At 47.3% G+C, this 25359-nt stretch carries 27 protein-coding genes; 13 read left to right on the top strand and 14 right to left on the bottom strand.

The genetic code is table 11. The features are described 5' to 3' along the window. Window positions 1–125: 125 nt before the first annotated feature. The 8 genes from O59_RS08960 to sthA all read left to right on the top strand — a co-directional run bounded on the left by O59_RS08960 (window position 126) and on the right by sthA (window position 7780). Complete coding sequence (locus O59_RS08960; RefSeq protein ID WP_007641796.1) at window positions 126–1469, top strand: Na(+)-translocating NADH-quinone reductase subunit A; 1344 nt, start codon at window positions 126–128, stop codon at window positions 1467–1469. A 3-nt stretch (window positions 1470–1472) separates the two neighbouring features. Further along, on the top strand, window positions 1473–2675 hold the full coding sequence (locus O59_RS08955) for an NADH:ubiquinone reductase (Na(+)-transporting) subunit B (RefSeq protein ID WP_040391793.1): 1203 nt from the start codon (window positions 1473–1475) through the stop codon (window positions 2673–2675). Next, a complete protein-coding gene (locus O59_RS08950; protein WP_007641787.1) occupies window positions 2668–3444 on the top strand; it encodes a Na(+)-translocating NADH-quinone reductase subunit C in 777 nt (258 codons plus the stop codon). The genes O59_RS08955 and O59_RS08950 overlap by 8 nt, the downstream gene beginning before the upstream one ends. A gap of 2 nt (window positions 3445–3446) precedes the next feature. Further along, window positions 3447–4115, top strand: a complete 669-nt coding sequence (locus tag O59_RS08945) for an NADH:ubiquinone reductase (Na(+)-transporting) subunit D (RefSeq protein WP_007641786.1) — start codon at window positions 3447–3449, stop codon at window positions 4113–4115. Next, window positions 4115–4723 (top strand): NADH:ubiquinone reductase (Na(+)-transporting) subunit E, encoded by a 609-nt coding sequence (gene nqrE, locus O59_RS08940; protein WP_007641784.1) that lies wholly within the window; start codon window positions 4115–4117, stop codon window positions 4721–4723. Before O59_RS08945 ends, nqrE begins: the two co-directional genes overlap by 1 nt. Window positions 4724–4740: 17 nt before the next feature. Further along, on the top strand, window positions 4741–5961 hold the full coding sequence (nqrF, locus tag O59_RS08935; RefSeq protein WP_007641783.1) for an NADH:ubiquinone reductase (Na(+)-transporting) subunit F: 1221 nt from the start codon (window positions 4741–4743) through the stop codon (window positions 5959–5961). Between the two features lie 94 nt (window positions 5962–6055). Beyond that, window positions 6056–6307: a (Na+)-NQR maturation NqrM gene (gene nqrM, locus O59_RS08930; protein WP_040391792.1), complete on the top strand. Its 252-nt coding sequence runs from the start codon at window positions 6056–6058 to the stop codon at window positions 6305–6307. Window positions 6308–6364: 57 nt separating this feature from the next. Then, on the top strand, window positions 6365–7780 hold the full coding sequence (sthA, locus tag O59_RS08925) for a Si-specific NAD(P)(+) transhydrogenase (protein ID WP_007641779.1): 1416 nt from the start codon (window positions 6365–6367) through the stop codon (window positions 7778–7780). An 81-nt stretch (window positions 7781–7861) separates the two neighbouring features. On the opposite strand, the gene O59_RS08920 is transcribed toward sthA, so the two are convergent. Beyond that, complete coding sequence (locus O59_RS08920; protein ID WP_007641778.1) at window positions 7862–8203, bottom strand: hypothetical protein; 342 nt, start codon at window positions 8201–8203, stop codon at window positions 7862–7864. Between the two features lie 16 nt (window positions 8204–8219). Then, window positions 8220–8792 carry a PilZ domain-containing protein gene (locus tag O59_RS08915; RefSeq protein WP_007641776.1) on the bottom strand — a complete coding sequence of 191 codons (573 nt, stop codon included), beginning with the start codon at window positions 8790–8792 and terminating at the stop codon, window positions 8220–8222. A gap of 125 nt (window positions 8793–8917) precedes the next feature. Here O59_RS08915 and O59_RS08910 point away from each other — a divergent pair, with 125 nt between their 5' ends. Genes O59_RS08910 through O59_RS08900 form a run of 3 tightly spaced genes read left to right on the top strand, consistent with a single transcriptional unit; the run spans window position 8918 to window position 12139 of the window. After that, window positions 8918–10159 carry a lipoprotein-releasing ABC transporter permease subunit gene (locus O59_RS08910; RefSeq protein ID WP_040392072.1) on the top strand — a complete coding sequence of 414 codons (1242 nt, stop codon included), beginning with the start codon at window positions 8918–8920 and terminating at the stop codon, window positions 10157–10159. 34 nt (window positions 10160–10193) lie between these two features. Beyond that, window positions 10194–10910: a lipoprotein-releasing ABC transporter ATP-binding protein LolD gene (gene lolD, locus O59_RS08905; RefSeq protein WP_040392071.1), complete on the top strand. Its 717-nt coding sequence runs from the start codon at window positions 10194–10196 to the stop codon at window positions 10908–10910. Then, window positions 10910–12139, top strand: a complete 1230-nt coding sequence (locus tag O59_RS08900) for a lipoprotein-releasing ABC transporter permease subunit (RefSeq protein ID WP_007641768.1) — start codon at window positions 10910–10912, stop codon at window positions 12137–12139. The genes lolD and O59_RS08900 overlap by 1 nt, the downstream gene beginning before the upstream one ends. A 53-nt stretch (window positions 12140–12192) precedes the next feature. On the opposite strand, the gene O59_RS08895 is transcribed toward O59_RS08900, so the two are convergent. Beyond that, a complete protein-coding gene (locus O59_RS08895) occupies window positions 12193–12729 on the bottom strand; it encodes a DUF2062 domain-containing protein (protein ID WP_007641766.1) in 537 nt (178 codons plus the stop codon). A gap of 181 nt (window positions 12730–12910) precedes the next feature. Here O59_RS08895 and O59_RS08890 point away from each other — a divergent pair, with 181 nt between their 5' ends. Next, window positions 12911–15319: a DNA internalization-related competence protein ComEC/Rec2 gene (locus O59_RS08890; protein ID WP_040391791.1), complete on the top strand. Its 2409-nt coding sequence runs from the start codon at window positions 12911–12913 to the stop codon at window positions 15317–15319. Between the two features lie 35 nt (window positions 15320–15354). Here O59_RS08890 and O59_RS08885 read toward each other — a convergent pair whose 3' ends face one another. Further along, window positions 15355–15588 carry a hypothetical protein gene (locus O59_RS08885; RefSeq protein WP_007641761.1) on the bottom strand — a complete coding sequence of 78 codons (234 nt, stop codon included), beginning with the start codon at window positions 15586–15588 and terminating at the stop codon, window positions 15355–15357. 121 nt (window positions 15589–15709) lie between these two features. After that, a complete protein-coding gene (locus tag O59_RS08880) occupies window positions 15710–16093 on the bottom strand; it encodes a transmembrane 220 family protein (protein WP_007641759.1) in 384 nt (127 codons plus the stop codon). A gap of 183 nt (window positions 16094–16276) precedes the next feature. On the opposite strand from O59_RS08880, the gene glp reads away from it, so the two are divergent. Continuing rightward, window positions 16277–17512, top strand: a complete 1236-nt coding sequence (gene glp / locus O59_RS08875) for a gephyrin-like molybdotransferase Glp (RefSeq protein WP_007641756.1) — start codon at window positions 16277–16279, stop codon at window positions 17510–17512. On the opposite strand, the gene O59_RS08870 is transcribed toward glp, so the two are convergent. From O59_RS08870 to O59_RS08830, 9 genes are all read right to left on the bottom strand, one after another. Then, window positions 17502–19139 carry a glycosyltransferase family 39 protein gene (locus O59_RS08870; RefSeq protein ID WP_007641755.1) on the bottom strand — a complete coding sequence of 546 codons (1638 nt, stop codon included), beginning with the start codon at window positions 19137–19139 and terminating at the stop codon, window positions 17502–17504. The genes glp and O59_RS08870 overlap by 11 nt on opposite strands. A gap of 88 nt (window positions 19140–19227) precedes the next feature. Next, on the bottom strand, window positions 19228–19611 hold the full coding sequence (locus tag O59_RS08865) for an MmcQ/YjbR family DNA-binding protein (RefSeq protein WP_007641754.1): 384 nt from the start codon (window positions 19609–19611) through the stop codon (window positions 19228–19230). An 8-nt stretch (window positions 19612–19619) separates the two neighbouring features. Next, on the bottom strand, window positions 19620–20282 hold the full coding sequence (locus O59_RS08860) for a sulfotransferase (RefSeq protein WP_007641748.1): 663 nt from the start codon (window positions 20280–20282) through the stop codon (window positions 19620–19622). 29 nt (window positions 20283–20311) lie between these two features. Next, window positions 20312–21055 carry a class I SAM-dependent methyltransferase gene (locus O59_RS08855; RefSeq protein WP_007641747.1) on the bottom strand — a complete coding sequence of 248 codons (744 nt, stop codon included), beginning with the start codon at window positions 21053–21055 and terminating at the stop codon, window positions 20312–20314. 90 nt (window positions 21056–21145) lie between these two features. Further along, on the bottom strand, window positions 21146–21916 hold the full coding sequence (locus O59_RS08850) for a hypothetical protein (protein ID WP_007641746.1): 771 nt from the start codon (window positions 21914–21916) through the stop codon (window positions 21146–21148). A 199-nt stretch (window positions 21917–22115) separates the two neighbouring features. After that, a complete protein-coding gene (locus O59_RS08845; RefSeq protein ID WP_007641745.1) occupies window positions 22116–22562 on the bottom strand; it encodes a hypothetical protein in 447 nt (148 codons plus the stop codon). 128 nt (window positions 22563–22690) lie between these two features. After that, complete coding sequence (lepB, locus tag O59_RS08840) at window positions 22691–23281, bottom strand: signal peptidase I (protein ID WP_050977005.1); 591 nt, start codon at window positions 23279–23281, stop codon at window positions 22691–22693. Between the two features lie 159 nt (window positions 23282–23440). Continuing rightward, complete coding sequence (locus tag O59_RS08835) at window positions 23441–23839, bottom strand: hypothetical protein (RefSeq protein ID WP_040391790.1); 399 nt, start codon at window positions 23837–23839, stop codon at window positions 23441–23443. A gap of 29 nt (window positions 23840–23868) precedes the next feature. Beyond that, window positions 23869–25317 carry a P-loop ATPase, Sll1717 family gene (locus O59_RS08830; RefSeq protein WP_007641738.1) on the bottom strand — a complete coding sequence of 483 codons (1449 nt, stop codon included), beginning with the start codon at window positions 25315–25317 and terminating at the stop codon, window positions 23869–23871. Window positions 25318–25359: the final 42 nt, after the last annotated feature.

The raw sequence follows: 25359 nt of genomic DNA, 5'->3' as shown, positions 1-25359 counted from the left end.
AAATTGTGTCCGGTTCCCGCCAGGAAGTAACCGGATTTCAATAGCTGGCTTAAGGCTTGTCAACCGCATCCCCCGCGGCCTGGTTATCCAGGTCTACATCCACACGAACGACTAGGCAGAGACGTATGATCAAGATTCGTCGAGGATTGGATTTGCCCATTACTGGCAGCCCCAATCAATCTATTGAGGATGGCCCACAGGTTCGCCAAGTAGCTTTAATCGGGTTTGATTACCATGGTATGAAGCCCACTATGGCGGTACAGGTTGGTGATAAAGTTAAACTTGGTCAGGAACTTTTTTCTGACAAAAAGACCCCGGGTGTAATCTACACAGCTCCAGCATCAGGTACTGTCAGCGCAATTAATCGCGGTGATCAACGTGTTTTCCATTCATTAGTAATTGATGTGGAAGGTAACGAGGCTGTTGAGTTTGCTAAATATTCCGCATCTGAACTGGCCGGTTTGTCTCGCGAAAGCGTACAGCAAAACCTTGTTCAATCTGGCTTGTGGACTGCATTGCGCACTCGTCCATACAGCAAGGCTCCTGCCTTAGACTCAATTCCAAACTCGATTTTTGTTCAAGCGATTGACACTAATCCTTTGGCCGCAGACCCTGCTGTGATTATCGCAGCTAAAAAAGACGCTTTTGCGAACGGTTTGACCGTGATTGCACGCCTTACCGAAGGCAAAGTGTTTGTTTGTCAGGCTCCGGGTGTTGAATTGCCAAAAGGTCTGGGCGCTAATATTGCGGTCGAAACCTTTACTGGTGTTCATCCTGCAGGTAATGCCGGTACCCATATCCATTTCCTTGATCCAGTAAATGCACGTAAAACCGTTTGGACTGTTGGTTATCAAGACGTTATTGCGATTGGTGAATTGTTTATCACCGGTCAATTGAATACCGAACGTGTTGTTGCACTTGCTGGTCCACAAGTAGAGCGTCCTCGTTTGGTGCGTACTCGCTTGGGCGCTGATCTGAATTCGTTGGTTAACGGTCAGTTGAAGCAGGGTGAGAACCGCATCATTTCTGGTTCTGTATTTGGTGGTCGTCGCTCTCATGGCAATCTCACTTTCCTTGGGCGTTTCCACAATCAAGTCAGTGTTTTGCTTGAGGGGCGCGAACGTGAAATGCTGCATTACCTGCGCGCAGGCACCAACAAGTTCTCCGTGATGGGCATTTATTTGTCCAAGCTGTTTGGGGGTAAAAAGTTTGCCTTCACTACATCTACCAATGGTTCCGAGCGTGCAATGGTACCGGTGGGTTCTTACGAGAAGGTAATGCCTCTCGACATCCTGCCGACGCAGCTGCTGCGCTCTTTAATTGTTGGCGATACTGAAACAGCACAAAAACTGGGCTGCCTTGAATTGGACGAAGAAGATTTGGCGCTGTGCACCTTTGTGTGCCCCGGCAAATACGAATACGGCCCGATCCTGCGCAATAACCTTACTCGCATTGAGAATGAGGGCTAATTAATGAGTCTGAGAAGTTTACTCGACAGCATGGAGCCGCATTTCCACAAAGGCGGCAAATACGAAAAATGGTACTCACTGTACGAGGCCGTTGATACCGGTTTGTTTAAACCGGCAGATGTCACCAAATCTACCTCTCATGTGCGTGATGGTATCGATCTGAAACGCATCATGATCACGGTTTGGTTGTGCGCATGGCCAGCAATGTTCTTTGGTATGTACAACGTTGGTTTGCAAGCCAATACCATTTTAGCGGCGACTGGTGCTACTGGTATTGATAACTGGCATGGTGCTTTAGCAGCCATGTTTGCGGGTCACAACCCTGACAGTATTTGGGACAACTTTGTCTTAGGTGCTGCTTACTTCCTGCCAATTTATGCGACTGTATTTATTGTCGGTGGTTTCTGGGAGGTGTTGTTCGCTACTACTCGTGGTCATGAAGTTAACGAAGGTTTCTTTGTAACTTCGATTCTTTTCTCCTTGACCTGTCCTCCTGATTTGCCTTTGTGGCAAGCCGCCTTGGGTATCAGCTTTGGTGTAGTAATCGGAAAAGAAGTATTTGGTGGTACTGGTAAAAACTTCCTTAATCCGGCGCTCACCGGCCGTGCCTTCCTGTTTTTCGCCTACCCGGCGGAAATGTCAGGCGATGCAGTTTGGACTGCGGTTGATGGTTATACCGGTGCGACTACGCTCTCTATTGCTGCTCAACAGGGTATGGATGCTGTAGTCAACCACGTTAGCTGGTTTGATGCCTTTGTTGGTTTTGAGCACGGTTCTATTGGCGAAACCTCAGCACTGGCCTTAATGATTGGTGGTGTTGCGCTACTAATTATGGGCATTGCGTCTACTCGCATTGTGGTCGGGGTGTTGATTGGTGCAGTGCTGACTACCCTGTTGTATAACTGGGCCGGTGCAGGCAGCAGTAATCCAATGTTCCAAATGCCATTCTGGTGGCACTTTGTTATAGGTGGCTTTGCCTTTGGTCTCTTCTTTATGGCAACTGACCCAGTGTCGGCATCGATGACTGATGCGGGAAAATGGATCTATGGTGCATTGATCGGTTTCATGGTGATTACTATTCGTGTGGTCAACCCTGCTTATCCAGAGGGCATGATGTTGGCAATCTTGTTCGCAAACATGTTTGCACCGACCATCGACTACTTCGTCGTTCAATCCAACATTAAGCGGAGACTGGCGCGTGGCTAACCAACAAACAGCAAAATACACCATCACAGTCACATTGATTATGTGTTTGGTGGCATCCGTATTGGTGGCAGGTTCTGCGGTGTTGTTGCGCCCCGCACAGGTTGCCAACAAAGCGCTTGATTTCAAGCGTAACGTTTTATCTATCGCAGGTATTTTGAATAAAGATCAATCAGTGGAGGAGCAGTTCAAACAAGTTGAAGTAAAGATTGTTGATCTGAATAGTGGTCGTTTTACCGACGCTATCACTGATATTGAAAAGTTTGATCAAAATGCATCCGCTAAAAAGCCAGATCTTTCCGATAAATTATCCTCAGAGGAAGATATTGCCAAAATCATTAGTCGTGAAAAGTATGCCAAGGTATTTTTGGTAAACGACGCGAATGGTTTGTCAAAAGTCATTCTGCCTGTGCGTGGCTATGGTCTCTGGTCAACCATGTCAGGTTTTGTTGCTTTGGATAAAGACTTAAACACTATTCTTGGGTTCGGTTTTTATTCTCATGCCGAGACACCTGGCCTTGGCGGTGAAGTTGACAATCCAAAGTGGAAAGAAATCTGGATTGGTAAAAAAATCTACTCGGATTCTGGCGAAGTGAAAATTGATGTGATCAAAGGTCACGTAGATTCAGCTACCGCAGATGCTGAGTACAAAGTAGATGGTTTGTCAGGTGCAACGTTGACCAGCAATGGTGTGCGCAACCTGATGAAGTTTTGGATGGGTGACAAGGGTTATAAAACATTCCTTGCTAACTTGAAAAACGGAGAGGCTTAATTATGAGCTTGAAAACGAAAGATCTCCTCACAAAACCGATTCTGGAAAATAACCCGGTTATTTTACAAATCCTCGGTATTTGTTCTGCGTTGGCGGTAACCTCCAGTGTAAAAGTTAGTTTGGTAATGGCCATAGGTCTGACCTTGGTATCTGCCTTTTCCAACTTTTTTGTATCGCTGGTGCGTAACTTTCTGCCTAACAGTGTGCGTATTATTGCGCAGATGATCATTATTTCTGCATTGGTAATTGTGGTTGACCAAGTGCTGAAAGCCGTGGCTTATGACATCAGTAAACAACTCTCGGTATTTGTTGGGTTGATTATTACCAACTGTATCGTAATGGGGCGCACTGAAGCCTTTGCCTTGAAAAACCCACCAATTCCAAGCTTCCTTGATGGTATAGGTCATGGTTTGGGCTACTCGGCGCTGCTGATTGTTATCGCCACTTTCCGTGAGATTTTTGGTGCTGGCAAATGGTTCGGTATTCAAATTCTGCCTACCGTTACCGAAGGTGGGTGGTATGTACCTAACGGTCTGTTACTGCTGCCGCCCAGTGCGTTTTTCTTAATTGGTATCATTATCTGGGCGCTGCGCACCTGGAAGAAAAACCAGGTTGAGAAAGCCGATTTCAAAATAGCGCCTAACTCTTCGGCAAATCAGGAGATCGCATAATGGAACATCTACTGAGTTTGTTTATCCGTTCAGTATTTATTGAAAACATGGCGTTGGCATTCTTTTTGGGGATGTGCTCATTTATGGCCATGTCCAAAAAAATCAATGCTGCTATTGGTTTGGGTATCGCGGTTATTGTGGTGCAAACAGTAACTGTTCCTGCAAACAACCTGATTTTGACTTACCTGTTGAAAGAAGACGCGTTGGCCTGGGCTGGTGTAACCGGTGTTGATTTGACCTTCCTCAGTTTTATTTCATTTATTGGTGTTATCGCTGCAATTGTGCAGATTATGGAAATTGTGATGGATAAATATATGCCTGCGCTGTACAACGCGCTGGGGGTATTTTTACCACTGATTACCGTGAACTGCGTAATTATGGGTGGCTCACTGTTTATGGTTGAGCGCGATTACCATTTTGTTGAAAGCGTAGTTTACGGTGTCGGCTCGGGTGCTGGCTGGGCAATTGCAATTGTTGTGCTGGCGAGCATCAAAGAAAAGCTGAAATACTCAGATGTACCTGAAGGTCTTCGTGGCTTAGGTATTACCTTTATCACCGTGGGATTGATGTCATTGGGCTTTATGTCCTTTGGCGGCATCTCTCTCTAGGCTAAGCGAGGAATCTAATGAATACTGAGATTTTATTAGGCGTAGGCATGTTCACCTTCATAGTGCTGGCACTGGTGGTGGTGATTCTTGTTGCGCAGGCAAAACTGGTTAACAGCGGCGATGTGCAAATTCTTATCAATGATGAGAAAACCATTACCGTTCCTGCCGGTGGCAAGTTGTTACAAACACTTGCTGCTAACAATGTATTTCTGGCGTCAGCCTGTGGTGGTGGTAGCTGTGCACAGTGTAAATGCGTAGTAAATGATGGTGGCGGTTCTATTTTGCCAACGGAAGAAGCGCATTTTAATCGCCGTGAGCAAAATGAAGGCTGGCGTTTAAGTTGCCAGGTTCCGGTAAAACAAAACATGAAAATTCATGTGCCAGAAGAGGTGTTTGGTGTGAAGCAGTGGGTAACTACTGTCGAATCCAATCCTAACGTGGCAACTTTTATTAAAGAGCTGACCCTGCGTCTGCCCGAAGGTGAAAGCGTGGACTTCCGTGCGGGTGGTTATGTGCAACTTGAGTGTCCACCACACCACGTCAAGTTCTCAGACTTTGATATTGAGCCTGAATATCGCGGTGACTGGGAGCGCTTTGGTTTCTTTAATCTGGAATCAAAAGTGACTGAGCCAGTGATTCGCGCTTATTCAATGGCGAATTACCCGGAAGAAAAAGGTGTGGTTAAGTTCAATATTCGTATTGCAACACCTCCACCAAAATCTCAGGGCATTCCTCCGGGTCAAATGTCATCTTATGTGTTTAGTTTGAAGCCGGGCGATAAAATCACCGTATACGGTCCATTTGGTGAATTCTTTGCTAAAAAGACCAATGCTGAAATGGTGTTTATCGGTGGTGGTGCTGGTATGGCACCTATGCGTTCGCACATTTTCGATCAGCTGCGCCGCTTGAAAACCGATCGTAAAATGACATTCTGGTACGGTGCTCGCTCGCTGCGCGAACTCTTCTACAAAGAAGATTACGATATGCTGCAGGCAGAGAATGAGAACTTTAAATGGCATGTGGCGCTGTCAGATCCACAGCCAGAGGATAACTGGACCGGCCTCACGGGCTTCATTCACAATGTTCTCTATGAGAATTATTTGAAAGATCATCCGGCGCCAGAAGATTGTGAGTTCTACATGTGCGGCCCACCAATGATGAATGCCGCCGTGATTAAAATGTTGAAAAGTCTTGGTGTAGAAGACGACAATATTTTGTTAGACGACTTCGGCGGTTAATGAAAAGGAAAACGAGGCAGGGAAACCCGCCTCGTTTTTTTTTAACGATAGTTCATTTGCTTTTAACAAAAGCAGTAAAGCTTGGAGGTCTATCATGGCTGTACTTGTGGTTACACTAGTGGTGATGTTGTTTGTTGCATTCGCTTTGTCAATCAGTGTGTTGGCTGGCCGTAAACCTGTATCGGGTTCCTGTGGTGGTGTGGGTAAAGCCTTGGGGGATCCCAATTACGTGTGCGAGTTGTGCGGTGGCGACGAAGCAAAATGTGCGGAAGAAAAATCCAAGCCTGTCCGTACTGAGTTGAAGGCAGATGACCTTTCGTATGATGCGAGTAAGAAGAAGGAATAATTGTTGCAAGACTCAGCAAGTCTTGGATGTCTCATTTGATGATTAGAGGGGAATAAATTGACTGGTCGTAAAAAATCGGCAGATCACAGCTACGATCTTTTAGTAATCGGTTCTGGCCCTGCGGGAGAAAGTGCTGCTATAGCAGCCGCCAAAGCGGGCAAGCGTGTTGGTGTGGTAGAAAATAGGGCACTGGTTGGTGGTGGGTGCGCACATAAAGGCACAATTCCTTCTAAATCTTTGCGCCATGTGGTCAAACAAATATTGCAATTTAAAGCTAATAGCCTGTTTCGTGAAATTGGTGATAGCCGCCGTTTAACCTTTCCTCGGGTACTGCAATCTGCCGCGAAAGTGATTCCTAAACAAGTTGAATTGCATACCAACTTTTATGTACGCAACCGGGTAACGGTACATATGGGGCAGGCATCCTTTAGTAATCCGAATGTGATTAATTTGGCGATGCTGGATGGTGGTACAGAGACAATTCATGCCGATAAGATCGTAATAGCTACAGGTTCACGTCCTTATCGTCCAGTTGATATTGATTTTAATCATCCCCGTATTTATGACAGTGACACCATTCTGGAAATGCAGCACACCCCACGTCACATCATTATTTATGGCGCGGGTGTTATTGGCTGTGAATATGCCTCGATTTTTTCGGGCTTGGGTATGCGGGTAGATTTAATCAATAATCGTGAGCGATTGTTGTCATTTTTAGATGATGAGATTTCTGACGCGCTCAGTTATCACCTGCGCGACAGTGGTGTGACTGTACGTCATGGTGAGGAGTACGAGGCTATAGAGGCGAGCGATAGCAGTGTCACTCTCTTCTTAAAGTCCGGTAAGCGTTTAAAGGCGGATGCCATCCTTTGGTGTAATGGACGCAGTGGTAATACTGACCAGCTGAATTTAGCGGCGATAGGGTTGGAAGCAGATCATCGTGGCAATCTTAAAGTTGATGCAGAGTATCGCACGCAAATTGAAAATATATATGCGGTTGGTGATGTGATTGGCTGGCCCAGCTTGGCGAGTTCCTCCTATGGTCAGGGGCGAGCAGTGTCCGGTGGCATTTTTGGCGACGAATGCCGCCCGGTTCAAGATGTGCCCACAGGAATTTATACCTTACCGGAGATTAGTTCGGTGGGCAAAACGGAAACTGAATTGACACAGGCCAAGGTTCCCTATGAAGTCGGCCGTGCGTTATTTAAAAATACCGCACGCGGCCAAATCAGCGGTGAAGATGTGGGCATGTTGAAGCTGCTATTTCATGTGGATACGCTTGAAATCCTCGGTGTTCATTGTTTTGGTGCTGAGGCCGCGGAGATTGTTCATATTGGTCAGGCGATCATGACGCAAAAAGGCGAGGGAAATAATATTCATTATTTCCTCAACAACATCTTTAATTATCCAACGATGGCCGAAGCTTATCGTGTTGCGGCATTGGATGGCATTAATCGCATTAGTCGCCGTTAGTAGAATCTGTTTGGTGCTGACTCACAGATATAAATAAGGGCGCTTCAAGCGCCCTTATTTTATTGTCTGCGGAGATATTTTTTATTCGTCCAATATAATGGTTTGATCTTCCTGTGGTTTGAATTTGGCTACGGTATGAATGACATGATCATGTTCAAAATACACCACAAACTCGCTGTATTTCCAACTGGAAATAGGTGGCTCTCCTTTGGCGGGGGTGGTTTCCAGTGGCTCGCCAAAGGCCGCTTGCACGCTTGCTTTGATCATTCCTTTTGCGGGCATTTTCACTGAAGCTTTGGCGGCGGTTTGTTGCCCTATCGGTATTTTTATTTGTTCGGCATGGACGCCGCCCATAATGTTGGCCGCGAAGAACGTTATGGCGCTGGTGATGATAAATTTACGCAGACTGTTGGCGGTATTCACTCAGTAGTCTCCCGAATTATTGCAGGTAATGTTGGCTTTTACGTCGCTCGGCCATTTGGGCGCGCATGATTTGCTGGCCAATCAGTTGTTGGTGAGCATCCGTGGCACGATGAAATTTTGCCGCAATCTGATATTCGCCACTGTTATTGGGTTCACAGCGTATGACCTTGGCAAACAACGCCAGCCCTGCATTACTGGGTAAAAAAATCAAACGCATGGCGATAAAAGAGTTTGGTTTAACGAGGCGCGAACTACCAAAGGCCACACCACCTTCACTGAGATTGACCTGTTTGATGGTTTTTGAGGGCGGCAGGGGTTTGGAATCCGCCATTATCTGCTGGCTAATGATGTCAATTTTGCGATTGAGATTTTGTAAATACTCACCCATTGCGCGGCTGGTTTCCTTGATCTGATGAAAAAGGTGCGCGTTGTCATTATCAATCTTGCGCAGCTCGGCGAAAAACTTTAACGACAAAGTGTCGGGGAACTGCAGCTCGGGTGCAGCGGTATTGGCGGTGATCTCTTCCACCTCTTTAAATTCGATGGCGATACTTTCATCGATGCGAAAGTAGCTGCGGCGTTCACTCATGACAAAAATCTTCCCGCTGTGATGATTGAGTAAACATAGCACAAGCTGGTCCTGCTGGCGCCGATTTATCGGTGGGGAGGGTGGTTTTACTTGAGCAACGCAAGGCAATTGGGTTTAATGCGCTCATGCTAAAAAACATTCCCCTCTATATCGGTTTGCGCTATACCCGCGCTAAACGTCGCAATCAGTTTATTTCTTTCATTAGTGCCTTTTCATTGGTCGGCATGGCGCTGGGCGTTATGGCGCTGATCATCGTACTTTCGGTGATGAATGGCTTTGATCGTGAAATGAAGGAGCGCATTCTCAGCGTGATTCCTCACGGCTACATAGATCAGCTGCCAGCATTAAAAGATTGGCAAGCGCTTTCTGCAACAGTTGAAAAACACCCCGATGTTATTACCTCCGCTCCCTATATCGCCAGCAGTGCGATGGTGAGTTACGCCGGTGGTTTTGAGGCGATAGAGCTGCAGGGGATTCTGCCAGACGCCGAGGAGCGGGTATCTATAGTCAATCAACGCATGGTGGTTGGCGATATGGCAGCATTACAACCCGGCGAATACGGCATTGTGATGGGGCGCCTATTGGCGAGTCGTTTGATGCTGACACCCGGCGATAAAGTGCGCGTGACCTCGCCGGAAATTAATATGACCCCCATGGGCGCATTTACGCGCTCACGCAGCTTTACGCTGGTGGGTGTGTTTGAGGTGAAGGCACAGGTTGATTCCACGCTTGCGTTGATTCATTTGCAAGATGCACAAAAATTCCTGCGCCAGCCGGGCGTGCAAGGGCTGCACGTAAAAACCACGGATTTATACAGCGCGGGCCGGGTAATGGCAGAGCTGCGCCAGCAATTGGGTGAACAGCAATATCAGGTGAAGGATTGGAGCCAAACTCAAGGCAGCTTATTTCAAGCGGTGAAAATGGAAAAAATCGTTATTGGCTCGCTGTTGATGATCATTATTGCCGTGGCGGCGTTCAACATTGTTTCCAGTTTGGTATTGATGGTGGCGGATAAGCGCTCTGATATCGCGGTATTGCGCACCATGGGTGTGAGTGCGCGCCAGGTGATGGCTATTTTTATCGTGCAGGGCAGTGCAGTGGGTTTTATTGGCACCCTTATTGGTGCTGTATTGGGTTGTGTTATCGCGGTGTCACTGACCCCGGTGATGGGCTTTTTGGAATCTCTGGTCGGGCTGCAGGTATTTGATCCTGAGGTGTATTTTATTAGTCAGTTGCCCTCGCTACTGCTGTGGACTGACGTTGTATTTATTTGCTCAGTGGCGCTGTTGTTAAGTTTTATTGCCACTTTATATCCCGCCTATCGCGCGGCCCAAATTGAACCGGCCGAAGCGCTGCGTTATGAATAATCCGAAGGCTGTTATGAATAATCCGAAAGCTGTTATGAATGATTCTGCCGCCGTATTAGTGTGTCGTCAGGTGAGTAAATCTTATCGTCAGGGTTCGCTGGCAGTTGATGTGCTGCACAGCGTGGACTTTCAAATCAACAAGAGTGAGCGCGTCGCCATCGTCGGTGCCTCGGGTTCCGGTAAATCGACGCTACTTAATATTCTCGGTGGTCTGGATGTGCCGGATAGTGGCGAGGTGATTGTCGCGGGTGAGCAGTTGTCGCGTTTGAGTGCCGATGCGCGCGGTCGTTTGCGCAATCGCAGCCTGGGTTTTGTCTACCAGTTTCATCATTTGCTACCAGAATTCACGGCGCTGGAAAACGTGACTATGCCGCTGTTGATTGGCAATTGTGCACCTGTTCAAGCCAAAGCCCGTGCACTGGAATTGCTAGCGAGAGTGGGTTTGGCTAAACGGGTCGATCACAAGCCTTCCGAGCTTTCGGGGGGCGAGCGTCAACGGGTGGCGATTGCCCGCGCTTTGGTGACCAATCCTGCCTGTGTATTGATGGACGAACCCACCGGCAATTTGGACAGTCATGCTGCTGATGCTATCCAGGCGTTGATGCTGGAGTTAAATCAAGCGATAGGTACCAGTTTTGTGGTGGTAACCCACGATCCGCGTCTGGCAGCACGCATGGATCGCACTTTGCGTTTGGTCGATGGTGCGCTGGTGCGGGACGAAGAATCCTCTGCGGCGACCGGTGCTTACTGATGTTAAATCGCACTATCTTTTTAATCGGCGCACGCTACGGCATAGCCCGGGGCCAAAATCATTTGGTGTCTTTTATATCGCGTTTATCAATCGCAGGCTTGGTTATCGGTGTCGCCTTATTGATTTTGGTGATGTCGATTATGAGCGGTTTTGAAAAGGAGCTGCGTGACAATATTTTGGGCGTTATGCCGCAAGCGATGGTTTATCACCGGCAGGCAATCGAAGATCCCCATGCTTTAGTGGCTGAGTTAAAGCAGCATCCACGTGTTGTGGGCGCTACGCCGTTTGTGCAACTGCAAGGGCTGCTCAGCCAACAAAAGCGTGTAGCTCCGGTCAATATTTTTGGCATCGACGCAACACAGGAACACACCACCTCCAAACTGCCTGAATTTTTACCCGAGGGAACGTTGCTGCAATTGGCGGGCAACAAATCGGCGATTGTGATTGGTCGCGGCGTCGCTGAAAAATTACGCCTTAGTAAGGATGACAATCTCAGTTTGATTTTACCTAACGAAGGCAATAACTCACCCACAGTAAAAGTGCTGCAGGTAATAGCGATTCTGGATACTCATACCGATATCGATAACGGTTTGGCTTTAATGGATATAGAAAGCGCTGCTGAACTTTCCGGTTACCCGGGGCAGGTGACAGGTATCCGGCTCAAGGTGGATGATTTATTTGCGGCGCCACAAATTGTGCGTGAGATTATGCAAAACCTGCCTGTTGATTATTACGGTGTAAGTTGGATGCGTACCCACGGTGGTGTTTATCAATCCATCCAAATGTCAAAAAACATGGTCAGCATGTTGCTGTTTTTGATTATCGCTATCGCCGCGTTTAATTTGGTTTCAACACTCATTATGGTGGTAGTCGATAAACAGGGCGATATTGCGATCCTGCGCACTATGGGCGCCTCGACGTATGAAATTATGGCGATCTTTATGGTGCAGGGCGGGCTGATTGGTTTGATTGGAACTTCAATTGGATTGGTGCTGGGTGTTGTACTTTCCCATTGGGTAACTCCCTTTGTGCAATGGATTGAACGCACCTTTGGCGTTCAGTTTTTACACTCGGATGTCTACCCGATTACTTATCTGCCTTCCGAATTGGTTATTGCAGATGTTGCCAAGGTGGTGATCACAGCACTGGTGATCAGTTTTTTTGTCACCCTTTACCCCGCATGGCGCGCCGCGCGAATTCAACCGGCCGATGCGCTGCGCTATGAATAGTTGGATAAATTAAAAGCATAAAAAAACCCGCTCTAGCGGGTTTTTTTATGCTTTTAATTTTCTTCAGAAGCTTTATGAATGCGTTTTTGCTTCCGCTTTTCCCAGTTATGTCGCACATGCCATCGCCAATATAATTGCATACCAAAATAACCCAGTGTCCCAAACACCAAACCGGTAAGAACCGATCCGGCAAGTAATGGTTTCCATAAATGACCAAATTCGTTTGCCAGCCAATCCCAGGTTAATTCTGGTTGCACCAGCAGTGGCTCACTTTGCAGAATTACTCGTCCCACTTGATAGGTGATGAAAAAGAAAAAGGGCATAGTTAATGGGTTGGTAATCCATACCAATGCCACCGAAATAGGCAGGTTGCACCGAAAGATCAGCGCGGCTACCGCCGCCACGGGCATCTGCCCTGGAATAGGCAGCAATGCGATAAAAAGCCCCCAAAAAAAAGCGACTGATACAGAGTGGCGATTCAGGTGGAATAAGTTTGGGTCGTGCAGCAGATCGCCCAAAAAATGCAGTGCCGGATTGCTTTTAATTGCAGCGGGTGATGGAAAAAAACGTTTCAGTAAATTGCGTGCCATGCTGGAAACCAGAGTACAGCGTAAAAGATTGCGCATTATGCCTATAAATCTGCATTAACACTACGCAGACTTTACGGGCTGGTGCACTTGTTTGCGTAAGGATCATGCCATAAGCTGGGCTGCAATCTGATGACAAGGAGCTCATCTGGACTCACTACTCACCTACGAAAGGATTCTGTAATTGCCATTAAAACTCCTGTTTTTCAGCCTGGGCGTAATCGCCTTCGGTTATTCCCCGCACTTAATTTCACTGTCGTGGCTTTGGTTGCTTGCACCCCTTGCTCTGGCCGCTATTTATTGGCCGCGATTTCGGCTCCCGGTTATGTTCAGCGCAGGTCTCGCGTGGGGGCTGGTATCTGGCCACAATTTAATCGAACAGCAGTTGGCGGAGAACTTGGTCGGTCGCGACCTTGTGGTAACTGGGCAAATTACTGGTTTACCTGAGCGCGATGTACATCGTTTGCGTTTTGACTTTCGGGTGCGGGCGATTACTGGCGCCAGTGGCGAACCTCTCCCACTTGACCAATTCCCGCGCAAATTACAATTGAGTTGGTACTTGCCACGAACGTATGGCGTTCAAGATTCCGCTCGGCTAACGCACAGCGAGCTGCCGCAATTGGCAATTGGCGACTACTGGCAGTTGACCGTGCGCCTCAAGCGACCGCGCGGTTTTGTGAACCCGGCGGGATTTGATTATCACGCCTGGTTACTACGGCAAGGCGTTGGCGCCACTGGGTACGTGCTAGCGACAAGTGATAATCGCGCGCTTCATTCCACCAATACATCATTTCACTGGGATGATTGGATCAACCAGCGGCGCCATAATCTCCAGCAATGGGTGGTGCAGCAGAGCGATAGCCCCGAGCGGGGTATTCTGGTGGCCTTATTAATTGGCGATTCGGCGCTGGTCGAAAAAGCCCAATGGCAGCGTATGCAGCAAACTGGCACCAGCCACTTAATTGCCATCTCTGGCCTGCATGTGGGGTTTCTTGCACTCTTTGGGTTTTATGTGGGGCTGCTGCTGGGCAAGTGTGTGCAATTGTTGTGGCATCGTTGCCCGGCGCTGATGATCGCCTGGCTCAGCGCTATTGTTTGCGCCAGTTTTTACGCGGCCTTGGCAGGGTTTAATATTCCCACGGTGCGCACGCTCATTATGCTTAGTTTGTTTTACGCCGCGTGTTTGGCGCGCCGCAACCTACGTATTAGCGATATTTTTTGCTGGGCTTTGGCGCTCGTTGTGCTCTTGGACCCGCTGGCCGCGTTCGACATGGGTTTTTGGCTGTCTTTCGGTGCTGTAGCACTGTTGCTCATGTATTTTTCCGGACGTTTGGTGACCAAACGCACTATAGAACCCTGGGCTGGTTTTACCTTCAAAGAACTGCTGATCGGCTTCATTCGCTCCCAGTGGGTAATGTTTATTGGGCTTATGCTGCCGCTCAGTTTATTGGTTAGCACGGTTTCGCTGGTCGCGCCGGTGGGTAATGCTATCGCCATTCCGCTGATCACTTTTTTTGTCGTGCCCTTGTTGCTGATTGGTGCTGCGGTGGGCGATGTATGGTTGGGCCTAAGTAACAGTTTACTGGCGATGGCGGCAGGTGCGATGGAATGGCTTGCCGTGTTTTTGGACGGCTTGCTCGCGTTTGCCGGCTCTTGGGCTAGCCCGGTGGTGGCTTTTTCACCCGGCCTATTACTGCTATTGGCGCTGAGCGTTGTGGTGATGTTATTACCGCGCGGTTTGCTGCCTAAATACCTGGGGGTTATCGGTATTGCTGTGGCGGCCAGTTTGAGCTTTTTAATTAAACCGCCTGCGGCAGACGATTTAACCGTTACCGTTCTGGATGTCGGCCAAGGTACTGCCATCGTGGTGCAAGTCGGCTCGCGCACCTTGGTGTACGACACCGGCCCGCAATATTCCCGCAGTTTTGATGCCGGTAGCGCCATAGTTGTCCCTTACTTGTATGCGCAGGGTATTCGCACCATCGACTATTTGGTGGTTAGCCATTGGGATGCGGATCACGCCGGTGGCCTCAAGGGGTTGCTGGAAAAAGTTGAGTCAAGGCAGTTATTGGGTGGTGAGCCGGAGCGAGTGGTCAGTGCGCCCACACAATTGCAAAGCTGCCATGACCATTTACCTTGGCGTTGGGAGAGCGTCGAATTCCGCTTTTTACCCGTACCAACCAGTGCACGGACTAGTGCCAATAATCACTCTTGTGTGCTGCTGATCAGTTATGGCGCTGAACATATTGTTTTGCCGGGCGATATAGAAACCAGCGTCGAACATCAGTTGCTCTATGAGGATCAGGTGCCCGATAAGTTGGCGTTGCTTGCAGCTGCGCATCATGGCAGTCGCACTTCGTCCGGCGTGTTGTGGGTGCAGCGCACACAACCGCGTTACGTGGTGTATTCGGCAGGTTATCGCAACCAACACGGGCACCCGCATCCACAGGTGCAAGCGCGATATCGCGCTGCTGGCAGTCAGACGATTAATACCGCCGATACCGGCGCGGCGGTTTTTCGTTGGCGTGATGGTAGCCTGCAGGCCGTTGAATTACAGCGGGAAAGAGCAGGGCGCTATTGGTATGACCACTAGCGCCAGCAGAGCTAACTGCCACGGGGATATGAAAATTAACGACGTGCCTTTTTGGTTTTAGTCGCTTTGCTTGAGGGGTGTTTACCGGTAGTTTTTGCTTGCAGGGCAAGGTTGGAGAGCATCAGCTGAAAGGCGCCAAAAAATATCGCCATCAAACCAAGCAATGCGGAAAACACAAAACCGCCACTATTGGTAAGTACATAAGCCAGTAGGATTATCAGCACCCCAAATGCGATAAAACCCAAGCCCAATTTTTTTTGAAAGTGCATTGCGAGTTCACTCCTGTTGTTATGAAATTTGGAATTAATCGTTAAATTAAAATGGCGAAAGAACCTAGCTGAAACAAAGTGCTCAGGCTGATGCGCCTGGGCACCAACCTGTTACTAAAAATTATCTATTTTTTGCCTTAAATACGGCAAGCCATTGGCTGATGATGACCAGCGCCAGCGCAATTAACGCCCCCAAAAATTCACGCGCCTCTTCAATATAAGGTTTGTTGGGGTTCATGCTTTGCATAAGCGGCTCTTCTGCCATATGCAAATAATAGTTATAGGCTCCAGCCCCTGTGCGCGCCATTTCAATAGCACAGGCGATGAGTGCTACTACCGCAACGATTTTTAATGGCTTATTAATGAGCGCCAGAAAGGGGACAGCGGCACAGAGCAGATAAAACGCAATCCACAGAATTGGGTCTGGATCGTTCCATTGCACGGCAGAAAAAGCGAGCAACAATAGCAGGTTGATGGTGAGGACAGCATTGCTTACATAACGCATAGATTATTCTCTTGGGGAAGCGGGCAGGCGTGCGATAGTAACAAGCTGGCCCGCTGCTCGCCAAGCGAGTTTGTTTTACTGCCAGGGGCGATTAGTTGTCGCGGAACTCATACATAAGGCTAAACTGCGACTCAGATTATTGGTATAGGTTTTGGTGTAGATGATGGCGGTGGAGATTTGTTAATGGATCAATGTTCACAACCCGGGTTACTGGCTGTTGAGGCTGCGCTGGAGCGCATATTAAATCAGTTAGCGCCAGTGCAAGAGACTGAAACAGTGGCGCTCGCGGATGCACTGGATCGCGTATTGGCGCAAACGGTAATGGCGCCGATTAATGTTCCGGCTGGTGATAACTCGGCGATGGACGGTTACGCGCTGCGGGCTGCGGATTGTAGCGGGGCGAGTGCTGTGACCTTGCGCGTTATAGGTCAATCACTCGCAGGGCACCCCTATGCCGGTGAGCTGTGTGCGGGCGAGGCGGTTCGCATCATGACGGGCGGTCTGCTTCCGGTGGGCGCTGATGCGGTGGTAATGCAGGAAAATACCCTGCGTGTCGGTGATGAGGTAAAGATCAATCAACCCCCTGTTACCGGCGAGAATATCCGTCGCGCTGGTGAAGACATAACCCTTGGTACTCAATTACTACCTGCTGGCCAATTTGTTACGGGGTTGGATATCGGGCTGCTAGCCTCGGTAGGCTGTGCCAGCGTAAACGTACTGCGCAAACTGCGCATTGCCTTGCTCACCACCGGCGATGAGTTATTGCTGCCAGGCATGACGCCACAGTTGGGTAAAATTTACGACAGTAATCGCCCGTTACTGGCGGCATTACTGCAACGATTGCCGGTAGAACTGCTGGATCTCGGTATTATCCCTGACGATCCACACGCCTTGCGCGCCGCGTTCACTACTGCAAGCCAGTGGGCTGATGTGGTGATTTCCACCGGAGGTGTCTCGGTGGGCGATGCGGATTACACCAAAGATGTGCTCGCGGAGTTGGGAGCTATCGACTTTTGGAAAATCGCCATGAAACCGGGTAAACCCTTTGCGTTTGGGCGTTTGGGGCAAGGTTGGTTTTTTGGCCTGCCGGGCAACCCGGTTTCCACCGCAGTCACCTATCACCAATTGGTAGTACCGGCGCTGCGCCATTTGGCGGGCGAGCAATTGTTTGCCGCCGCATCGATTATGGCGCAAGCCGTTGCACCCTTAAAAAAGCAACCGGGGCGTATGGATTTCCAGCGTGGTCTGCTCACTAATGAGCAGGGTGCTAACCGTGTAATCAGCGTTGGCTCGCAAAGCTCTGGTGTACTTAGCAGCATGGCTAAAGCCAATTGTTATATTTGTCTGGAGCGCGAACGCGGCTCGGTAGCGGCGGGCGAATGGGTAAATGTTATGCCGTTCGATAAATTTATTCGCTAGCAGATGCGGACAGGCGAATAAAACGCTCTCCATCAAAATAATAAACTGGTGTTTGATACTGCTCGGGAAGCAACAAGCTGTAAGCCGTAATCCGCCCGGTAGTATCGAGTTGGTCGATGCGTAGGGTTGTAGCGCCCTGGGTGAAAATATCCGGTTTGGCAAAAAAGATCTGCTGGTTGGGCAAGCGGAAATAACGGTAAGCGTTGGGGGTAATGCCAAAGCTGATCTCATTCCCGCTGTGGCTCAGTGCAAGCGAGTTTTGCGTATCCAGGTTCATATAACTCAGCACTTCAATACGCGGGCTGTGACCATAGCGAACCCTGAGCGCCTCCTCAAATGAACTGTGCGTAAATAAAAATGCGCTCTGGTAGCCAAACGGCATATTGGCAATAGCGATCACCTCGTGCTGGCGCAGCTCATGGGTTTCGGCTGCGGATAATAAGCGCTCATTTATTTGACTTTGTTCATGCCAAATAAATGACTGGCGTAAGGTTTCGCCACTGTAAATTAACAGAATGATTACCAGCAGAAGATTTAACAATGTGCGCCTGATGCCGCTGGTTGCTGGCCACAGCGTCGCAAAAATCAAACTCAATCCGGCGCTGGGTAAATATAAATACCAGCGGTGAGAGTTGCCTCCCGTCATAGGCACCAGAGTTACGAGAATCCAAATAACCCCCAGCCACAGCAGTGGTGAGCGCACAAGGCGACAAGCCGTTGGTCGCCAGATATAGGCCGAAATAGCCAGAATTGATAAGCAAGCAATAACCGTTAGCGCGACAAACAGTTGTGTGTGCAGCAATTGCCATTCGCGGGCAACGTAAAGATCAAAGGGGTAGAGCAGAGCAAATGCCCATTCTGCATAGTTGGTCAAAATATTCAGCGGCGAAAAATCGGTGTATACCGCAACAGCGGCATCCATGGACTTCCATTGATAAATACGCGCGAACAAATAAATCAGTGCCAGCAATGCGTAAGGCCAGAGCGATAGCGCAGTGCGAAACATGGGCATGAAGGCAAGGCTTTGGCGCTGTAATAACAAAATCGCCAACATCATTGCGGGCAGGGTGATGGATAACTCTTTGGAGAGCAGTGCCGCCACAAACCACAACAGAGTGATGAGCTGTTGCCCAAGGCGGGGCGATTGTTTCCAACCCGCAACGCAGTAGAGCGTAGCCAAATAAAATACCGCTGCCACTAAATCAGTGCGCCCCAAAATAAAATGCACACTGGTGGTGTGAATGGGGTGCAATGCAAAAATGCTGCTGGCAATCAGGGCTGTTGTTTTAGCCACACCCAAGCGCAACATTATTCCGTAGAGCAACACAACACACAGCAAGTGCATCAATAAATTGCTGAGTTTGTAGGCGAGTGCGGTATCGCCCATTTGATGATTCAACCACAGTGATAACCGCACCAGTGGGCGATATTCACGACCATAAGGGGTAATGAAAACCTCGGATGCTTCCGCCAGGTTTTTGAAGTGAATATTATTTTCCAAATGGACAAAGTCATCGGAAGAGAAGGACGGCGTCACACCTTTAAAAAAAACAGCACCCGTCAATAACAGCAGTAGTAATAGATAGCGGTGATTAAATAACAGGCGAATTACAGGTAGGTTTTCCATAGGTACATCGGGAAGTCGTGGTGATAACGGTCGCTATTATGATGGCTTTTGCGCTCAGGTGCAGCAGTTAACTAAGCTACTTGTGCCATTAGCTTAACCACGCCAAACCCTCATGTTGGATTCGCAAACGCTGCTTAACTGCCTTGGGGAGTTTTTTTACGATTAGCGCGTAGGAGTGATCTATCTGCTTGAACACCTCGCTTTGTGGCAAATTGCCGGTTAAATCCACTGTGTTCCAGTGCTTTTTGTTCATGTGGTAGCCGGGGGTTACTTCGCTAAAAACCATGCGCAGTTGTTCTGCCAGTACCGGGTCGCACTTTAGGTTCAGGCGCTTGCTCTTCGCATCCTCAAAATAAATAGCAAACACTTTGCCTTCCACTTTATACACATGAATATCATCGCCAAACGGGTAATCCAGTAATGCGGCTGGGAGATTGATTAAATACTTGTGTAATGTTGTATTCGGGTTCATTGTTTAAATCACCTGTTAAGCCTGAGCTGGCGGTAATCCAAAAATTGGCGATGTTCTGTGCCTGCACTGAGCGAATTAATTTTATTCGGATGTTTGATAGCTTTCCAATTATCGACTTGTTTACCAGTATTTAAATGGGGGAACTGTGCATGCGCGAACTGTGCAGTAACCGGTGGTTCAATCCCGATGAACCGCAATAATGTTGGCAGGCTATTACTGTTGCTAATATCGATGCGTAAAAAGTCATCCCGCTGCGCGAAATAATTCATCACCTGTTGTTGATGGTTTATATAACAGGTTTCCAAGTGTTCTTTGCTTAAGGGATCGCTGCTGGTGAGAGGCGCAAACGTTTGGTTCATCACCCGCTTCAACACCGGGTTCAGGTAACCAGTTTTAGGTGCAAGTTCCGGCAGCATTTTGTTTAGCAACATCTGAATGGATGGCACCCAGCGCTCAAGGCTGCGTTCCAGATACACAAACTTCGAATGGGGAAATAGCTGATCCAGTTCTTGGTAATCACAAAAGCAGGGCGCATCGGAAACAACATCGGCTAATTCAAATGCGCGTTTGGTATACGCCGTGTGCGCCACTTTAAATCCATAATCCAACAGCGCCACACTGATGCTGGTGGTGCCAGTACGCGGCAATCCGATGATAAAAAGTTTATTCATAAGGTGCTGCACAATTCGCGGCTTTGAAATTAATGCTTGATCGCAACAAAAAACGCATTGCCTGCCGCGTTTTCCCAGGGGGCGATTCGCTCGTAATCATGCGCAAGAATATGCACTTCGAAATAGGGTTCAAGCAATTGTTGTAAGTGCGCAAAGGTGAGGGCGACCATTGCGTGTTGGTCACGCCAGTGTTCAGTAATACCGTTGGTGGTTCGTTCAATGCTCAGCTGTAATTGTTGCTGTTCGCCTTCACCTGAGTAATACCAATTGGACTGAAAACTAAAATTACTCTGGTCATGTGTGAGTTGGCGTTTAATGCCAGCGCGATTATCAATAGTGCTTTTATCCACCGCATTAAAACAAAATAGACCGCCGGGTTTTAGCGCGCGGTGAACGCTGGCAATACAATCGGTAAGTGTGGCAATACTTTGGTTGTAATGGATGGAATATAAAAAGCAGCTGATTAAGTCCATCTGCGCGTCCATATTCAGGTCGCTCATATCCTGTTGGGTAAATTGCGCCTCGGGGCAACGTAGCTGTGCAATATCCAGCATGGGCTGATTAATATCCACACCACTAGCCGTATAACCAAAGTCGATAAAATGCCGCAAGTGTGGGCCGGTGCCACAGGCTAAATCCAACACATTTTTCCCCTGATTGCCAAACAACTCATGCAGCCTGCGCACATAATTGCTCTGCTCGCGATAGTCGATATCGGCACACATTAAATCGTAATAACCAGAGAGGTCGGTGTAGAGGGCGGTAACTGACATGGTGCGAGGTGTCCGGGAAAGATTGCCGCCTAGTATACGCTCGCACTGTTAAAGGTGATTAGGCATTTTTGCCCAATCACCTTGCTGTAATTAATTCACTGTTGCTGCTTGTTGTTGCATCAGCTGTTGTTGTGCCTGCTCGATGCTTTCAAAAAAGTAGGGTGGGCGCGTAAACGAGCCGCTGTAAGGCTGCAGTGTTATGGCGCCAAGCTCGGGATACTGTTTAATAATCGCCGCTTGGTTGGCGGGTGTTTTGGTGTCCACGACCCAAAATGTTTTGGCTAACATTCGTCTGAATTTCGGCCGAACTTTACGTGTTGATCTCAGGCTGTGCGCGGTCAAAGTTCCCAAATAGTAATGTTTGCCCGCCTCAAAGTTGAAGGTGAGATTGATGGGTTCCTCCGAGCGGAAATTGGCGCCGCCGCTATAACTCCAGGAGTCCGATACCAATACCGGCAATCTGTCGCGGGTGCTAGTTGAATTGTAACGCTCGTGGCTGGTGGCTGATGCGTCCAAAGGTGTCGCGGAGCGAATGGCGTTAATGGTGTACTGGCCGGGTTTTAATCGCAGTTTAATAATGGCGTAGCGCCCATCGGCAGTTTTGTAGTCGCCCATACTGGTTAACAGTGGCGAGGAATGTTTCAATTTAATGGAGAGCGGTTCTGCCTTCTCCGCGCTAATCAGTTCAATTTCGTTGTTGGACATTAAACTTTGGAATTCACCTTGAGTGGCTTGTCCAATGGCGGCGACTACTGTTACGGCATCGTCACCTTGGTAAGCCCAGCTGTCAGGTAACGTAACCGGCTCGTGGGCGCAGGCGGTCAATAGTAACGCGGTAGCGATGAAGGATATGATTTTCATAAACGGGTCCTTTTGTATTATTGTGAAAAATAATTGTAGGACATATCTTATGAAAAAAGTGAAAAGTTTACTTGTAAATAAAATTAAAAAACCAATCACGCGTGATTGGTTTTTTGTTAGTAGGGGCGGGGATTATCTTCTGTAGAATTCTGTCGGCATCTAATCTATGTGCATTTACAGAGTTCAATAAATTGAATGCCTATAAGGCGGTGTGCTGGGTTTGTTGTATAGCTTGCTTGATTTGTTTGGTGTTGGCACCCATAAAACCCACTTTGAATCCTGCTTTTTTAATTAATCTGTTCGCCCGTGAGCTGGCAGCAACTACCACTAAAAAGTTAATAATGGGAACAATACCCAGAATAATCATCACTACTGCAAAAAACTTTCCATACACTTTCCAGCATAAGCGCGCATTTAAAATAATGATGGCAATCCATATCGGAATAACAATAAGGCTTGCGACTTGCCTGATTTCTGGCGGCGCTGCTTGCACGAGCACTGCCGCTACAAAATATACGAGAAAGGTATAAATAAGCGCTTTTTGCTGTTTAGCGACATGTAAAACGTTTTCCAGCCCTTCGGTTTGTTGGGGGTTGAAGTCAACAAGGTTTGCTTTGGGGGCATCGTAAATTGTGTTGGTTTCCATTTGTTATTATCCAAATTAAATTGAACTGGTGGGGTGTTGTGGGTGAATAACCGTAAAATGACCATACATCCGTAACCACCAAAACTATAAAGAATGCGCAGTTGAAGTGATGTTGTTAGTTTTTTTGATTAGAAGACTATAGTTGTTTTTCCTATCAGTTTTTCTTTTGGCACAAACCCCCATTCACGGCTATCCAGCGAATTGTCTCTGTTGTCACCCATTACGAAATAGTGGTCGACAGGGGTGGTGACTTTGATATCACGATAAAGGTTTTCTTCATTCAAATATTGTACTTGATATGTGGTGTCGTTAAGTGTTTCCGAAAATAATGCGTCATTTAGCTTCTTGGTTTCAACGGGTTTATTATTTATTGTCAATTGTTTGTCAGTGAAGTGAATAACATCTCCTGGAATTCCTATAACACGTTTTAAGTAAACCGTATTCGGCTGGTGTGGCGGGTTGAATGCAATTATATCCCCCCGCCGGGGTTGGTTGCTGTCGGGCTTGCCTTTTATGGTGTCTCGGTAAATGTGTTTGTTAACGATAACTGTATCGCCAACATTTATTGTGGGTGCCATCGATCCAGCGGGTATTGAATATATGTCGTAAAGAAAAGTGCGCGGGATGTAAATAGAGAAAAACAAAACCGCCGATAACACGATAGCGCCGAGCAAATACAGTATGTTTTGAGTAACTGGGTTTAGTTTTTTTATGTTCATTATTGTTCCAGTGAGGCGAGCAATTTATCAATTAAAAAGTGATTACGTGTTTTTTATTGGCGTGTCATCGGGGCTTGCAATGGAAAACAGCCCCCAAGCATGATCATGTACCCGCAGCCACTAGAGCCAAATTATGTGTGCCGTTGATTGGTTTTCGTATTAATTCAGCACAAAAAATTTCAAATAAACCGCACCGAGTGTCAAAAATGTCATTACCGTAACGGCGTGGCCCAGCGCTTTTGCGTCACCTTTTTTCATGCCAATTTTTACCAGCTCTCTTGTAATAAAACGATAACCAATAAGCATAGATAGAATAGCCAAAAAGAGCAGGGCGATTATCGTCGAAAGAATTCCATTGCTCAGTTGTGAAATAAATTCGTTATTCATGATTGAACTATTTGTAGGTTGCGGCGGGGCGCGTAGCTTGAGGAACAAACCGCAACATGACCATACATCCGCAGCCACCAAAACCAAAATACATGTGCCGTTAATTGGTTTTTCGCATTCACAAAGCAGCGTGCCATTTGCGATTACGAATGTTGGGGTTCGCAAACTCACCGCCAATCTACATAAACCCAACCTACGAGCTACAAGTTATCAGATTTATGCCTAATTCGGTCTACGGTATTGACTGCTTTTCGGAAGCAGGGATGAATCTGCACCTCCTCAAATCTAGGCTCATGTCTTTCACTATGAGAATAAAATGTTTTGCTTCCGCCTTCGCCTCCAAGAACAAAATCGCCTATAAATCCGATTTCATATAATATTTCCAAAAATTTTGTATAGTTTGCATCGGCTACTATTTTGTTAAACCAAGGTTGGTTTAGTGTGACGTCCGCTATTATGTTGAACAGCATCTCTTCAATTTCGTTTCTTTTTAAATGATATTTATGCCTGAAATATTTTGTTTTCCAGTAGGACATTATTTCATTTATGCCGGGATATTGATTTGAGTATTCGGAGCATAGATCGTCAAGTTTCCATGAGGAGTAATTACTTTCAGAATCTTTTAATTTTGTGTCGTTTGGTGCGTCACCTTCTACGGACTCTGTGTAGTAGCGTGAAAGCTGAATCAATTCGCGTGGGCGAGAGAGGGTGCGTTCAGTTAGCCAATTGTCACAGTAGGTGGTGCTGACCATTTCAGGGAATACTGCATGAAAAAGATGCGCAGGGACTGATTCGCCTGCCTTTGAGTAATTAAATGCAATTCTGTTAACTAATATTTGAATTAGCTCTTCTTTTTCCCAGCGTAGTCTTTCGACGTTTCTGTATTTGTCAGAGTGTTGAGTTTTGCTTATTAAGATTGAGTAAACATCTTCTCTCAAAAAAATTATTGTATGAATATTTTTGTGTAGTCCTGCAATGTGGTTGGTTGCGCTTAGCAATCCAAGCAAAAGGTTGTTTGCTGTTTCGCTGTTATCCCAGCCTAAATCAAGATCGTCAATCATTACCACAAATTTGGCGTTCGTATTGCAGATCTGAATTAGATGGTGCTCCAGTGCTTCAACTTCAGCCACAGCTCGCAATTCTTTTTCAAGGGCTAGCCCTAGGTCGCCAAGTGATCCTGCTTTAATTTTTATTGATGATAATATTTCTGCAATATTTTCGACGAGATCCTTTGATGTTCTATTGAGTGATAAGGAAATATCTCTTGCAAATCTTAGGCTTTCTTCCGCGTATTTTCCTTTGGCGTTGTCACCAATTTTACAGAGGGAGTCTAAAAGTATTTGTCTCAGCCATGTATGCTGAAAGAATATTTCTTTTCCGAACTCATTGTTGATTTCTTCGTCGTTTAAAATTGTGCGAATTGCATTGTATTTGGGGGATAGTGTTATGACATGGGTGTTGTCTTGATCTTCAAATGTTTCTGCTAGCATTGTGCGTAAGGCGGATTTTCCTGATCCTTTTCTTCCTATTACAATGCTTTTGGTTTTTTCTGCTAGCCTTTTGAAGGGCTGCGATGATACGAAATACTCGAAAAGGTTTGGGTCCCTTTCTGCGCTGTCGTCGCCCCAAATAATTTGATTCAGCTCCATTTTCTCATTCCTTTTATAGTGTTGATTTGTATTAATGGTTTC

Source organism: Cellvibrio sp. BR, from assembly GCF_000263355.1.
In the GTDB taxonomy this organism is placed as follows: domain Bacteria; phylum Pseudomonadota; class Gammaproteobacteria; order Pseudomonadales; family Cellvibrionaceae; genus Cellvibrio.
Note: the sequence above shows the minus strand (reverse complement) of the source record. Positions and strands in the feature narration are given on the sequence as shown.

What these genes read in the sequence shown, in the direction of transcription:
- O59_RS08860 (WP_007641748.1), bottom strand. Translation starts at nt 20,282, where the DNA reads ATGAATAAACTTTTTATCATCGGATTGCCGCGTACTGGCACCACCAGC.
- nqrM (WP_040391792.1), top strand. Translation starts at nt 6,056, where the DNA reads ATGGCTGTACTTGTGGTTACACTAGTGGTGATGTTGTTTGTTGCATTC.
- O59_RS08910 (WP_040392072.1), top strand. Translation starts at nt 8,918, where the DNA reads ATGCTAAAAAACATTCCCCTCTATATCGGTTTGCGCTATACCCGCGCT.
- glp (WP_007641756.1), top strand. Translation starts at nt 16,277, where the DNA reads ATGGATCAATGTTCACAACCCGGGTTACTGGCTGTTGAGGCTGCGCTG.
- O59_RS08915 (WP_007641776.1), bottom strand. Translation starts at nt 8,792, where the DNA reads ATGAGTGAACGCCGCAGCTACTTTCGCATCGATGAAAGTATCGCCATC.
- O59_RS08880 (WP_007641759.1), bottom strand. Translation starts at nt 16,093, where the DNA reads ATGCGTTATGTAAGCAATGCTGTCCTCACCATCAACCTGCTATTGTTG.
- O59_RS08955 (WP_040391793.1), top strand. Translation starts at nt 1,473, where the DNA reads ATGAGTCTGAGAAGTTTACTCGACAGCATGGAGCCGCATTTCCACAAA.
- O59_RS08870 (WP_007641755.1), bottom strand. Translation starts at nt 19,139, where the DNA reads ATGGAAAACCTACCTGTAATTCGCCTGTTATTTAATCACCGCTATCTA.
- O59_RS08830 (WP_007641738.1), bottom strand. Translation starts at nt 25,317, where the DNA reads ATGGAGCTGAATCAAATTATTTGGGGCGACGACAGCGCAGAAAGGGAC.
- nqrE (WP_007641784.1), top strand. Translation starts at nt 4,115, where the DNA reads ATGGAACATCTACTGAGTTTGTTTATCCGTTCAGTATTTATTGAAAAC.
- O59_RS08865 (WP_007641754.1), bottom strand. Translation starts at nt 19,611, where the DNA reads ATGAACCCGAATACAACATTACACAAGTATTTAATCAATCTCCCAGCC.
- O59_RS08885 (WP_007641761.1), bottom strand. Translation starts at nt 15,588, where the DNA reads ATGCACTTTCAAAAAAAATTGGGCTTGGGTTTTATCGCATTTGGGGTG.
- O59_RS08855 (WP_007641747.1), bottom strand. Translation starts at nt 21,055, where the DNA reads ATGTCAGTTACCGCCCTCTACACCGACCTCTCTGGTTATTACGATTTA.
- O59_RS08845 (WP_007641745.1), bottom strand. Translation starts at nt 22,562, where the DNA reads ATGGAAACCAACACAATTTACGATGCCCCCAAAGCAAACCTTGTTGAC.
- nqrF (WP_007641783.1), top strand. Translation starts at nt 4,741, where the DNA reads ATGAATACTGAGATTTTATTAGGCGTAGGCATGTTCACCTTCATAGTG.
- O59_RS08960 (WP_007641796.1), top strand. Translation starts at nt 126, where the DNA reads ATGATCAAGATTCGTCGAGGATTGGATTTGCCCATTACTGGCAGCCCC.
- O59_RS08850 (WP_007641746.1), bottom strand. Translation starts at nt 21,916, where the DNA reads ATGAAAATCATATCCTTCATCGCTACCGCGTTACTATTGACCGCCTGC.
- O59_RS08895 (WP_007641766.1), bottom strand. Translation starts at nt 12,729, where the DNA reads ATGGCACGCAATTTACTGAAACGTTTTTTTCCATCACCCGCTGCAATT.
- lolD (WP_040392071.1), top strand. Translation starts at nt 10,194, where the DNA reads ATGAATGATTCTGCCGCCGTATTAGTGTGTCGTCAGGTGAGTAAATCT.
- O59_RS08945 (WP_007641786.1), top strand. Translation starts at nt 3,447, where the DNA reads ATGAGCTTGAAAACGAAAGATCTCCTCACAAAACCGATTCTGGAAAAT.
- O59_RS08900 (WP_007641768.1), top strand. Translation starts at nt 10,910, where the DNA reads ATGTTAAATCGCACTATCTTTTTAATCGGCGCACGCTACGGCATAGCC.
- lepB (WP_050977005.1), bottom strand. Translation starts at nt 23,281, where the DNA reads ATGAACATAAAAAAACTAAACCCAGTTACTCAAAACATACTGTATTTG.